Source organism: Brevundimonas sp. SL130 (genome assembly GCF_026625805.1).
Classification (GTDB): domain Bacteria; phylum Pseudomonadota; class Alphaproteobacteria; order Caulobacterales; family Caulobacteraceae; genus Brevundimonas.
Genome location: NZ_CP113064.1, coordinates 2,344,646 through 2,356,736, shown reverse-complemented (window position 1 = coordinate 2,356,736; position 12,091 = coordinate 2,344,646). Strand labels below are relative to the sequence as shown.

The 12,091-nt window shown below is 68.8% G+C and carries 10 protein-coding genes; 2 read left to right on the top strand and 8 right to left on the bottom strand.

Features of this window, described 5'->3' with window-relative positions; translation table 11 throughout:
• Window positions 1-75: 75 nt before the first annotated feature.
• Window positions 76-1,368 carry a citrate synthase gene (gene gltA, locus OU998_RS11515; RefSeq protein ID WP_267513659.1) on the bottom strand — a complete coding sequence of 431 codons (1,293 nt, stop codon included), beginning with the start codon at window positions 1,366-1,368 and terminating at the stop codon, window positions 76-78.
• 67 nt (window positions 1,369-1,435) lie between these two features.
• Window positions 1,436-2,851, bottom strand: coding sequence for a glutamate--tRNA ligase (gltX, locus tag OU998_RS11510; protein WP_267513658.1), 1,416 nt, complete (start codon window positions 2,849-2,851; stop codon window positions 1,436-1,438).
• Here gltX and OU998_RS11505 point away from each other — a divergent pair.
• Complete coding sequence (locus OU998_RS11505) at window positions 2,850-5,036, top strand: ComEC/Rec2 family competence protein (RefSeq protein ID WP_420709836.1); 2,187 nt, start codon at window positions 2,850-2,852, stop codon at window positions 5,034-5,036. The two genes, gltX and OU998_RS11505, sit on opposite strands and share 2 nt — an antisense overlap.
• On the opposite strand, the gene lexA is transcribed toward OU998_RS11505, so the two are convergent.
• The 4 genes from lexA to OU998_RS11485 all read right to left on the bottom strand — a co-directional run bounded on the left by lexA (window position 5,017) and on the right by OU998_RS11485 (window position 8,277).
• Window positions 5,017-5,718, bottom strand: coding sequence for a transcriptional repressor LexA (gene lexA / locus OU998_RS11500; protein ID WP_267513655.1), 702 nt, complete (start codon window positions 5,716-5,718; stop codon window positions 5,017-5,019). The two genes, OU998_RS11505 and lexA, sit on opposite strands and share 20 nt — an antisense overlap.
• Before the next feature lie 123 nt (window positions 5,719-5,841).
• On the bottom strand, window positions 5,842-6,636 hold the full coding sequence (gene trpC / locus OU998_RS11495; RefSeq protein ID WP_267513653.1) for an indole-3-glycerol phosphate synthase TrpC: 795 nt from the start codon (window positions 6,634-6,636) through the stop codon (window positions 5,842-5,844).
• Entirely contained in the window at window positions 6,633-7,670 is a 1,038-nt protein-coding gene (trpD, locus tag OU998_RS11490) for an anthranilate phosphoribosyltransferase (RefSeq protein ID WP_267513652.1), read from the bottom strand. The genes trpC and trpD overlap by 4 nt, the downstream gene beginning before the upstream one ends.
• A gap of 16 nt (window positions 7,671-7,686) precedes the next feature.
• Window positions 7,687-8,277, bottom strand: a complete 591-nt coding sequence (locus OU998_RS11485) for an anthranilate synthase component II (protein ID WP_267513650.1) — start codon at window positions 8,275-8,277, stop codon at window positions 7,687-7,689.
• An 87-nt stretch (window positions 8,278-8,364) separates the two neighbouring features.
• On the opposite strand from OU998_RS11485, the gene OU998_RS11480 reads away from it, so the two are divergent.
• Complete coding sequence (locus OU998_RS11480) at window positions 8,365-8,571, top strand: peptidoglycan-binding protein (protein ID WP_267513649.1); 207 nt, start codon at window positions 8,365-8,367, stop codon at window positions 8,569-8,571.
• Here OU998_RS11480 and trpE read toward each other — a convergent pair.
• Entirely contained in the window at window positions 8,568-10,085 is a 1,518-nt protein-coding gene (gene trpE / locus OU998_RS11475; protein WP_267513648.1) for an anthranilate synthase component I, read from the bottom strand. The genes OU998_RS11480 and trpE overlap by 4 nt on opposite strands.
• Entirely contained in the window at window positions 10,082-11,989 is a 1,908-nt protein-coding gene (locus tag OU998_RS11470; RefSeq protein ID WP_267513647.1) for a peptidylprolyl isomerase, read from the bottom strand. Before OU998_RS11470 ends, trpE begins: the two co-directional genes overlap by 4 nt.
• Window positions 11,990-12,091: the final 102 nt, after the last annotated feature.

Here is a 12,091-nt window from a genome sequence, read left to right as displayed (position 1 = left end):
CGGTTCTGTTTCAGATAAAGAAAAACGCCGGGGCCTGCGCCCCGGCGTTCTGCATTTCAGGCCAGTGGCGCTCGATCAGCCGCGCTGTTCGATCGGCACATAGTCGCGCTCGGTCGGGCCCGTGTAGAGCTGACGCGGACGGCCGATCTTCTGCGACGGATCCGCCATCATTTCCTGCCACTGCGAGATCCAGCCCACGGTGCGGGCCAGGGCGAACAGGACGGTGAACATGGTGGTGGGGAAGCCCATCGCCGACAGGGTGATGCCCGAATAGAAGTCGACGTTCGGGAACAGCTTGCGCGAGGTGAAGTATTCGTCGCTCAGCGCGACCCTCTCCAGCTCCTTGGCGACCAGGAACAGCGGATCGTTCTCACGGCCCGTGGCGGCCAGGACTTCATAGGCCGACTGTTGCATGACCTTGGCGCGCGGGTCGTAGTTTTTGTACACGCGGTGGCCGAAGCCCATCAGCTTGTACTTGCGGTCCTTCACGCCCTGGATGAACTCCGGGATGTTTTCCGGCGTGCCGATCTGCTTGAGCATGGTCAGCGCCTCTTCGTTGGCGCCCCCGTGCGACGGGCCCCACAGGCAGGCGATGCCGGCGGCGATACAGGCGAACGGATTGGCGCCCGACGAACCGGCCAGACGGACGGTCGAGGTCGAGGCGTTCTGTTCGTGGTCGGCGTGCAGGGTGAAGATGCGGTCCATGGCGCGCACCAGGGCCGGATCGACGTGATAGTCCTCGGCCGGCACGGCGAAGCACATGCGCAGGAAATTCTCGGCGTAGGACAGGTCGTTGCGCGGCGACACGAACGGCTGGCCGATGTGATACTTGTAGGCGCGGGCCGCGATGGTCGGCATCTTGGCGATCAGGCGGATGGCCGAGATGTCGCGCTGCACCGGATCATGGATGTCCAGGCTGTCGTGATAGAAGGCCGACAGGGCGCCGACGGTGCCGACCATGATCGCCATCGGGTGGGCGTCGCGACGGAAGCCTTCGAAGAAGCGGTCGAATTGGGCGTGCAGCATCGTGTGCATGGTGATGCTGTCTTCGAACTTTTCGTACTGCGCCGCAGTCGGCAGTTCGCCGTGCAGCAGCAGGTGGCAGACCTCGACGAAGTTCGATTTCGACGCCAGCTGGTCGATCGGATAGCCGCGGTGCAGCAGCACACCGGCGTCGCCGTCGATATAGGTCAGGGCCGACTCGCACGCAGCGGTGGAGGTGAAGCCAGGATCGAAGGTGAAGGCGCCCGTGCCGCCGTAGAGCTTGCGGATGTCGATAACGTCCGGACCGGTGGATCCCGACAGAACAGGCAGATCGACGCTCTTGCCTTCGAAGGAAAGCGTGGCGGTTTTGGCTTGGTCAGTCATCAATGCCCCTTTGCATTTGGACGTCCGATCGCGGGGAGGCGCCGGGCGCTCTTAGGTTTGTGGTTGATCACTTAGTATGTTGCAGCGCGTCATCCAAGCGCCCGAGACTTTCGTCGCGCCCGAGAGCGGACAAAGTTCGTGCGATATCGGGTGAAGTTGACCCTGCGGTAAGGGCCGTCCGTATCGGCGGACCGATCTTGCCGAACCCGACCTGTTCGGATTCGGCGAAGCTTTTGAGCTCGGCTTCGAGGGCGAAGACGTCCCAGGATTGGAACAGGGCCAGGCGGTCGCGCAGGCGCGCCAGGCGGTCCAGGGTCTCGCCGGACAGCAGGGCGCGGCCCTTCTCGTCGATGGCCAGGGGGCGGGCCTTGAGGACGAACTCGGTCTGGTCGGCCAGCTCCAAGACAGTCTTTGCGCGGTCCTTGACGAAGGGCATGGCGCGTTGGAGCCGGGCCTCGTCGGATTCCGCCAGCGGCCGGCCACGGGCGAGGTGGACGTCCAGCGTCAGCTTGGCCAGGCGTTCATCGTCGGCGAGCCGCAGCCAGTGCGAATTGACGTGGGCCAGCTTGTCGAAGTCCAAGCGCGCCGGCGCCTTGCCGATGCCGGCCAGGTCGAACCATTCGACAGCCTGGGCGTCGCTGAACAGTTCGTCGTCGCCGTGCGCCCAGCCCAGTCGGGCCAGGTAGTTCCGCATGGCCTCGGGCAGATAGCCCATCTCGGCATATTCGTGGACCGCCTGGGCCCCATGGCGTTTCGACAGTTTGGCGCCGTCGGGACCGTGGATCAGCGGGATATGTGCGAAGGTCGGTCGGGCCCAGCCCAGAGCGTCGTAGATCAGGCTCTGGCGGGCGGCGTTGTTGAGGTGGTCGTCGCCGCGGATGACGTGGGTCACGCCCATGTCGTGGTCATCGACCACCACGGCGAGATTATAGGTCGGGGCGCCGTCGGAGCGCAGCAGGACCAGATCGTCGAGGTCGTCGGTCGACCAACTGACCGAACCCTGGACCTCATCCGCGACGGTGACCGTGACGGACTGGGGGCGGCGGAAACGGACCACGTGCGGCAGGGCCAGGTCGTCTACGGTCGGGCTGCGGTCGCGCCAGGGAGATTCGAAAGCCCGACGCTCGGCCTTGGCGGCGTCGCGCAGGCGGCCGGTCTCTTCGGCGGTCGTGAAATCGCGATAGGCGTGGCCGGTCTCGAGCAGCTGGTTCACGACCTCGCGGTGGCGGTCGGCGCGGCTGAACTGGAATACGGGCTCGTCGTCGGCGAACAGCTCAAGCCAGCTCAGGCCTTCGAAAATGGCCTTGACGGCGTCGTCGGTGGAGCGCTCGCGGTCGGTGTCCTCGACCCGGATCAGGAAACGCCCAGCGTGTCTCTTGGCGTATAACCAGTTGAACAAGGCGGTTCTCGCCCCGCCGATATGCAGGTAGCCTGTCGGCGAGGGGGCGAAGCGAGTGACGACAGTCGAAGAAGGCAAGGTCATGGGGGAAGGGTCCGTAAGCGAGGCCCTTATACGCTCCGATACGACAAAGCCTACCCCCGGCGCGCGATTGCGGGTTTGGCTGGCGGAAGAGGCGGCGGCGCAGACGCTGAGATGGCGGTTGTGGGCGCCCGTGGCCTTTGGCGGGGGCGGAGCGATCTATTTCGCGCTGCGGTCCGAGCCGGCTTTGTGGCCGCTGGCGTTGGGGGCGGTCGCGGCGGCCGCCGGCTGGCTCGCAGCCCGGCGGCGCGGTTGGGCAAGACGTCTGACCTGGCCGTTGATGATGCTGGCCTGTCTGACGGGTGGACTGGCGGCGGCCAAAATTCGCACCGAACTGGTCGCGGCTCCCATCGCCCAGGCGCTGAGCGAAGCCACGGTGATCGAGGCCTGGGTGGTGGATGTAGACGGCCCCGGCCAGAGAGGCGCGCGGGTTGTCGTGGCGCCGGTCTGGATTCGGGGCTTGGCGGCGGATCAGACCCCGGTGCGACTGAGGGCCACGGTGCGGGGCGAGCCGCCTCGGCCCGGCGAGGCCGTGCGCCTGTTTGTCCTTCTCAATCCGCCGCCGGCGCCGGCCAGCCCCGGCGCCTATGACTTTGGCCGCGGCGCCTTCTATCAGGGGATGGGCGGCGTCGCCTTCGCCCTGGATGAGACGCGAAGGCTGGATCTGCCGCCGCCGCCGTGGCGGTTGCGTCTGGAAATGGCCGTGAACAGCGCGCGTTACGCCCTGGCCGAACGGATCGTGGCGCGGTTGGGCGAGCGGACGGGCGGGATCGCAGCGGCCATGACGACAAGCCACGACACCTGGATCAGCCAGAGCGACATGGACGTGATGCGGGACTCGGGGCTGGCCCACATCCTCTCCGTCTCGGGTCTGCACATGGCGATTGTCGGCGGCTTCGTCTTCTTCACGGCCCGGTTGGGGGTGGCGGCCTGGCCGTGGCTGGCGTTGCGGGTTCCGGGCAAGAAGGTGGCGGCCATTGCGGGTTTGGCGGCGGTTGGGGCCTATCTGATCGTGTCGGGATCACCGCCTCCGGCCGAGCGGGCGGCGATTACCGCCTCTATCGCTTTTCTGGCCATTCTGTTGGATCGGCAGGCGGTGACGATGCACGGGCTGGCGGTGGCGGCCTTCGCCGTGCTGGTGATCCAGCCGGAGGCCATCGTGACGCCGGGCTTCCAGATGTCCTTTGCGGCGACGGCGGCGCTGGTCGCCCTGGTCGAGGCCTGGCCCAAACGGGTGCGGGAGATTTCGGCGCCCTGGCCCATTGTGGCGGCGCAGAGGTTCGGCGGCTGGCTGACGGCGGCGGTGGCGGCCAGTGTGGTGGCGGGATTGGCGACGGGGCCGTTCGCTATGCAGCATTTCAACCGGACGGCCATGTACGGGCTACTGGCCAATCTGGGCACGGCGCCGGTGGCGGACTTTGTTTTGATGCCGGCGCTGGCGCTGGGGGCGGCGCTGGAGCCGCTGGGACTGGGTGGACCGTTTCTGGCGGTGGCGGGATGGGGCGTCGATCTGATGCTGGCGATCGGGACCTGGACGGCGGGCCTGCCGGGCGCGGTGCGGACGGTGGCGAGTGCGCCGGACTATGTGCTGCCCATCGCCTTTCTGGGCGTGCTGTTCGTCTGTTTGTGGCAGGGGCGGCTGCGGTGGCTGGGGCTGCCCCTGGCGGCGGCGGTGCTGGTCTGGCCGCGCGCGCCGACGCCGGATGTCTGGATCGGCGACGGGGGGACCAATGCGGCCTTTCACCGTCGGGGCGAGGCGGTCGTGATCCGGCCGGGCGTGCGAGAGTTCGCGGCGGACCTGTGGTCCCGGCGACGCGGGCTGAGCCTGGCGGATCGGCCGCAGGCGGGCTGGATCTGCGATCGATCCTCATGCCGCCCCGAGACCGCCGAGACGGGGCCTGTCGTCCTGTGGTGGGGCAGGCGGCCGCCGGACATGGCGCAGATGAGCGCCCTGTGCCGTGCGGCGGCCGTCGTCAGCGTTAGGGCTGTGGTTCAGGCCCTGCCGACGTCATGTGACAGACGACTGGTTCTGGACGGGGCCGATTTCGCGCGCGGCGGGGCGGTCGAGCTGTGGCGCGACGGCCCCGCCGGAGCGAACCGATGGCGAGCGGTCTGGACGGCCGACGTGCGGGGCCGGCGGCCCTGGGCGCGTCAGTCGGATCCCGACGTCAGTGATAGCGGCGCATGAGGCCGACCAGCTTGCCCTGGACCTCGACCTGGTCAGGACCGAAGATGCGGGTCTCGTAGGCGCGGTTGGCGGGCTCCAGGGCGATGGAGCCGCCCTTGCGGCGCAGGCGTTTCAAGGTGGCTTCTTCGCCCTCGACCAGGGCCACGACGATCTCGCCGTTGTTGGCCGTGTCGCCGCGCCGGATGACCACAAGGTCGCCATTCAGGATGCCGGCCTCGATCATGGAATCGCCCTCGATCTCGAGGATGTAGTGATCGCCCTTGCCCAGCATGGATTCGGGCACGGACAGGCGCTCCTGCTCGTGCTGGATGGCGGCGATGGGGGTGCCGGCGGCGATCTTGCCCAGCAGGGGCAGTTCGCGCGTGTCGTTGGCGGCGGAGGACGCCGCGGGGCGGGGCGCGCCGCCACCGCCCTCGATGACGTCGGGCTTGAAGCCGGCCCGGCCGCGCGGGGCGCCGGCGGTGGCCTGTTCAGGCAGTTTTGTCACCTCCAGGGCGCGGGCGCGGTGGGCGAGGCGGCGGATGAAACCGCGTTCCTCCAGCGCCGTGATCAGCCGGTGGATGCCCGACTTGGACGCCAGATCCAGCGCCTCCTTCATCTCGTCGAACGAGGGGGAGACGCCCGTCTCCTGAATCCGTTCGTGGATGAACATCAACAGTTCGTGCTGCTTGCGCGTGAGCATCGCCAGGCCCTCATAGGCCCTTCCCTCGAATCGGAACGGGCCGTGAACATTGACGATGTTCTGTAAGTGTTCCTTCCTAATGTCAACTTAACGGCGTCGGTTCGCGGCGCGCGTTGGGTTGAATCAGGCGGCCAGAAGTTTGCGCGTGGCGGCTTCGACGTCGTCCTGACGCATCAGGCTTTCGCCGACCAGAATAGCCTGGGCGTGGGCGGCGGAGACGCGTGCGACGTCCTCGGGCGTGAAGATGCCGCTCTCGGCGACCAGCAGGGCGCGGACGGGGCTGAGCATCGACAGGCGCTCCGTCACCCCCAGATCGACCTCGAAGGTGCGGAGCGACCGGTTGTTGATCCCGACCAGGTCGCCGTCCAGGGCGCAGGCGCGGGCCATTTCGGCCTCGTCGTGGGTTTCGATCAGGGCGTCCATGCCCAGGCGCTGAGCCTCGGCCAGCAGTTCGGCGGCCAGGGCGTCGTCGATCATGGCCAGGATGATTAGGATACAGTCGGCGCCCAGGGCCCGGCTTTCGGCCACCTGCCACGGGTCGACCAGGAAATCCTTGCGCAGGCAGGGCAGGGCCGTGGCGGCGCGGGCCTGGCCCAGATAGGCGTCGTCGCCCTGGAAACTGGGGCCGTCGGTCAGGACCGACAGGCAGGAGGCGCCGCCGGCCTCGTAGGCCATGGCCAGGGCGGTCGGGTCGAAGTCGGCACGGATCAGGCCCTTGGACGGGCTGGCCTTCTTGATCTCGGCGATCAGGGCGGGGCGGCCGGTCCGTTCGACGGTCCGGTCCAGAGCGGCGCGGAAGCCGCGTGGGGCCGAGGCGGCCTTGGCCAGGGCCTCGATGGCGTCCTGGGAGGTCGCGGCCTTGCGGGCGGCGACATCCTCGCGCTTGTAGGCGGCGATGCGGTCCAGGACGTCGGTCATGCTTTGTCTTCGGTATCCAGCGGCGTGGAGGTGATGCGGGCCAGACGCTCCAGCGCCTCGGCGGCCCGGCCGTCGTCGATGGCGGCGGCGGCGAGGGCGGCGCCTTCAGCCAGATCCGCAGCGCGATCCGACACCACCAGAGCGGCGGCGGCGTTCAGCAGGACGATGTCGCGGTAGGCGCCGGTCTGACCCGCCAGCAGGGCGCGCAGGGCCGCGGCGTTCTCCTCGCCGTCGCCGCCGCGAATGGCGTCGATGGAGGCGCGAGGAAGACCGGCGTCCTCGGGCGTGACTTGGAAGCGGCGCACGGCGCCGTCCTTCCATTCGGCGACTTCCGTCGGGCCGGAGGTGGCCAGTTCGTCCAGGCCTTGGCCATGGACGGTCCAGGCGCGGGTCGCGCCGAGCCGGCCCAGAACTTCGACCAGGGGCTCCAGCAGGCGGGGGTCATAGACGCCCATGACCTGGCGTTTCGCCTGGGCCGGGTTGGACAGCGGGCCCAGCAGGTTGAAGACGGTGCGGAAACCGATCTCGGCCCGCACCGGCCCGACGTGGCGCATGGCGCCGTGATAGGCGGGGGCGAACAGGAAACAGATGCCGGCCTCGTCCAGGGCCTTGCGCTGCTGATCCGGGGTGGCCGCCAGGTTGACGCCCAGGATCGACAGGACGTCGGAGGAGCCGGATTTCGAGGATATGGCCCGGTTGCCGTGCTTGGCGACCTTGAGCCCCGCGCCGGCCAGAACCAGGGCGGCGGCGGTGGAGATGTTGTAGGTGTGCTGGCCGTCGCCGCCGGTGCCGCAGGTGTCGATCACCTCGTACGGATGATCCAGCGTCAGGGCGGCGTCGCGCATGGCCTGAGCGAAGGCGGCGATCTCGTCCACCGTCTCGCCCCGGATGCGCAGGGCGGTGACGGCGGCGGCGACCTGGGACGGGGTCGGCTCGCCGCGCAGGCAGGCGGCGAAGAAGTCGTGCGCCTGCTCGGACGTCAGAGTGTGGCCCTCGACCAAGCGGGCGAGGATCGGCTTGAATCCGTCAGCCATGATCAGGCGGCCACGATCAGGCGGCCGCGAGGCGCTTCACGCCGGCGATCTCGAGGAAGTTGGCCAGCATGTCGTGGCCGTGTTCGGTGGCGATGGATTCCGGGTGGAACTGGACGCCATGGATCGGGCGGCTGCGGTGCTGGAGCCCCATGATCTCGCCGTCGGCGGTCCAGGCGGTCACCTCCAGACAGTCGGGCAGGGTTTCGCGCTTCACGGCCAGGGAATGATAGCGGGTGGCGGTGAAGGGCGAGGGCAGGCCGGCGAAGACGCTGTGGCCGTCGTGCAGGATCGGCGAGGTCTTGCCGTGCATCAGGGTCTTGGCGCGGATCACGTCGCCGCCGAAGGCCTGGCCGATGGCCTGGTGCCCCAGGCAGACGCCGAGGATCGGCATGGAGGCCGGGGCGCTTTCGATCAGGGGCAGGCAGATGCCGGCTTGGTCCGGCGCGCAGGGGCCGGGGGACAGCAGGACGGCGGCGGGGTTCAGCGCCCAGGCCTCGTCCGCCGTCAGGTCGTCGTTGCGCACCACATGGGTCGGCGCGCCCAACTCCGCGAGGTAGTGGACGAGGTTATAGGTAAAGCTGTCGTAGTTATCGACGACGAGGATCATGATCTGGCTTCTAGGCGTGACAAGCCGCCGCGCCAAGCGTGCGCGGCGTTAAAGCGCATCTTAACATTGGTGGAGGCAGATGGGGGTGTGAAACTGAGCGCCGAAAAAGACATCGCCGACAAGATCGCCGCCGCCAAGGCGAAGCTGGTCGTGGTCGAACCCAAGCCGATCAGCCCCTATGCGGCCCTGGGCGCCGCCGCCCTGGCCGCCACGGCGGCCGTGGTCATGGCCGGCGTGGTGGTGCTGGGGCCTGGCGTCCGCTTTGACGAGCCCGTCTCGACCTATACGCCCTAGCGATTGCCGGTGCGGAAGCGCCAGGCGTCGTCGGCGGCCCGCATGGGCGCACGGGCCTTGTGTTGGGTCTCGGCGTATTCTGCGGCGGGATTGCTGTCGGCGACCACGCCCGCGCCGGCCTGGACGAAGATTCGGTCGTTGGCGAACAGGGCGGTGCGCAGGGTGATGCAGATGTCCGCCTCGCCGCCCGCAGAGATATAGCCGACCCCGCCGCCATAGCCGACGCCGCGCTTTTCGCTTTCCAGCTCGTCGATCACTTCCATCGCACGGACCTTGGGTGCGCCTGACAGGGTGCCGGCGGGCAGGGCCGCGAGCAGGGTGTCGACGGCGTCCAGTTTCGGATCGGCCTTGCCGCGCACATTGGAGACGATGTGCATGACCTGGCTGTAGCGTTCGACGACGAAGCTCTCGGTCACCTCGACCGTGCCCGGCGCCGCGACGCGGCCGACGTCGTTGCGGCCCAGGTCCAGCAGCATCAGATGTTCGGCCCGCTCCTTGGGATCGGCGAGAAGCTCGACCTCCAAGGCCTTGTCCGCCTCGGGCGTGGCGCCGCGCATGCGGGTGCCGGCCAGCGGGCGGATGGTGACCTGTCCGTCCTTGAGCCGAACCAGGATCTCCGGGCTGGACCCGGCCAGCTGGAAGCCCTCGAAGTTGAGATAGAAGAGATAGGGCGACGGGTTCTGGCGACGCAGGGAGCGGTAGAAGGCGAAGGGATCTTCGGTCCAGGGGGCCGAGAAGCGGTGGCTGAGCACGACCTGGAAGATGTCGCCGGCGGCGATATAGTCCTTGGCCTTGGCCACCATCTCGCCGAAGCCGGCCTCGTCCACGGGCGAGACGAAGGTCGGGGCGGGCGTGGGCTGTGGCGCAGCGCGGACGGGCAGAGGTTCGCGCAGGGCGGTCTCGAACGCATCCAGTCGGGCGACGGCGGCGTCGAAGGCCGCGCGTGCGGCGGCGCCCGTGTCGGGATAGGCGGCGGAGACCAGGATGATCTCCTGGCCGACGGAATCGAATATCGCCACCAGGGACGGGCGGGTCAGGACGGCGTCCGGCAGATCCAGCGGATCGGGATTGGGTTCGCCCAGCGGCTCGAGCAGGCGCACCATGTCGTAGCCGAAGACGCCGAACAGGCCCGCGGCCATCGGCGGGAGGCCCTGGGGCAGGTCGAACTTGGAGGCGGCGATCAGGGCGCGCAGCGAGCCGAGGGCCGGCAGGGCCTCGGGCGTGAAGCGGCCCTCGGCGATGGCGGGACCGCGCGCCAGTTCCGCCGCGTTCGACCGGCACCGCCAGACCACGTCGGGGTCGAGGGTCAGGATCGAATAGCGGCCCTTGACCGCGCCGCCCTCGACCGATTCCAGCAGACAGGCGTAGGGCCGGCTGTGACCGAGCTTCAGATAGGCGGAGACCGGCGTCTCCAGATCGTCGATGACGCGCCGCACCAGCACCTGCGGCCGGCCGGCCGAAAGGCCGGCGGCGAAGGCGTCGAAGTCGGGTTCGCCGGAAGCCGCCTCGGTCATTGGGCCGGAGCGGTGGGGGCGGTCGGCTCGGCGGCCAGGCCCAGGGCCTGACGCGCCAGGGCGACGTCGTTCTTGGCCTTGGAGCGTGTGGCGCCGGCGGTCATTTCCGTCTGCACCATGGCTTGAACCATTTCCTGCGTGATCCGCGGGCGGGCCTGTTCCGCCAGGGGACCGGCGACCGCCGGGTTTGCGGCGTGAACATTGTCCACGCGGCCGACCAGATAGCCGCCCTCGCCGGGTTGCGAGAAGACCTGGCCCTTGCCCTGGCCGAACAGGCCTTGGAGCACGCCCTGGCCGAGGGACTGTTGCGTCGCCTGGTCGCGCACCACGCCGGTGCGGACCGTCAGAGGCGCGTTGACCGAGCGAGCCACGGCGGCGATGTCCTGGCCCTGACGAACGCGGCCGGCCAGTTCCTCGGCCTTGGCGGCCAGACGGCGCGAAATCTCACGCTGGGTCCATTGGGCGGCCAGGGGGGCGCGGACCTCGGCCAGGGTCGGCAGGGCCGACGGGCGGATGTCGTTCACGCGGACCGCGAAATACTGGCCCTGGCCGGCGTCGATCACGTCGCTTTCGCCGCCCTTGGTCAGGCTCCAGGCCGTTTCGAAGATCTGCGGCGGGGCGTTCAGAGCCTGGCCGTTCGGCAGTTTGCCGTCCTGGGTGAAGGGGGGCAGGTCGACGATCCGGCCGCCGGCCTCACGCGCGGCGTCGGCGAGGTTTTTTCCGGCGGTGCGGGCGGCTTCGTATTTTTCGACCTTGGCGTAGGTCTGGCCCTTCACGTCCTCGGCGCGCAGTTCCTGAACGATCTGCTCGCGGGCGCTTTCCAGCGTGGCGGGCCGGCCCGGCTGGATTGCGGTCAGCTTCGCAACAGCGAAGCCGACGCCGGCCTGAACAGGATCAGAAACCTGACCGGCTTGCAGGCCGAAGACGGCGGCGGCGGTTGCGGCGTCGCCGATGGCGGCGCGAGGCGTGGCGTTGAAGTTGGCGGGCTGGATGCTGTTGGCGCGGCCGACATTCTCCGGCGACTGACCGGCGCGCAGGGCGGCGGCGATCTTCTGAGCCACGTCGCGGTTCGGCGCCGTCAGGGTGACGAAGGTGCGGGTCTCGGGCTGGCTCAGGCTGTCCTTCTTGAACTCGAACCGTTCGCGAATCCGGTCGTCGGAGATCGAGGGGGCGGCACCGGGGTCGGGCGTGAACAGCACGACCGAGACCATCCGGAACTCGGGGGCGCGCAGACGGGCGGCGTTTTCCTGGATGAAGGCGTTCAGCTGGGCGTCGGTCGGGGCGGGAACCTGGCCGGCCATGGCGGGCGTGACCTCGAACCAGCGACCGTCGCGGGTTTCGAAGGCGGCGCCGGCGAGCAGGGCGCCATAGATGCGCGGGGCGCGGGCGCCGGCGAAGATGGCGGAGCCGAAATGCTCGGTCGCATACTGGTCGCGCAGATCCTGCTCCAGCATGGCCGGGGTCAGGTTCTGCTGAGCCAGAGCGGTCTCATAGGCCTGCTGGTCGAACTGGCCGGTGACCGAGTTGAAGAAGGCCGGGATCTGGCGGATCTGTTTGACGATCAGTTCCTTGCCGGGGCGGATGCCCGCCTTCCAGGCCCAGCTCAGGAAGCCCAGCTGTTCGGTCTGACTGTCCAGGAAGCGGGTGTGGATGTTCTCGGCGATCAGGTCCTCGTTGGTCACGGGACGACCGGCCTGCTGCTGGATGTTCTCACGCACCCGCCCGAAGGCGGTGCTGAACTCGGCTTCGTTCATCGAACGCTCGCCGGCGTCGATCACGTGCTTCGGGCCCAGGTTGGCGAAGACATCCATGCGGGCGCCTACGATCACGAAGCTGAGCACGATCAGCACGAGCAGGGCGGCGGCCCACTTGGAGCGCGAGAAGGCGCGGAAGGCGGTGATCATTCGAAGACCCGGAGATTTGCCGACAGTGGCGTCGCTCCGGCGTATAGTCGGGGCGGGCGCGCCCCCGCAAGGACGGCGTTAGGGTCAGATTGCGGCGTCCCT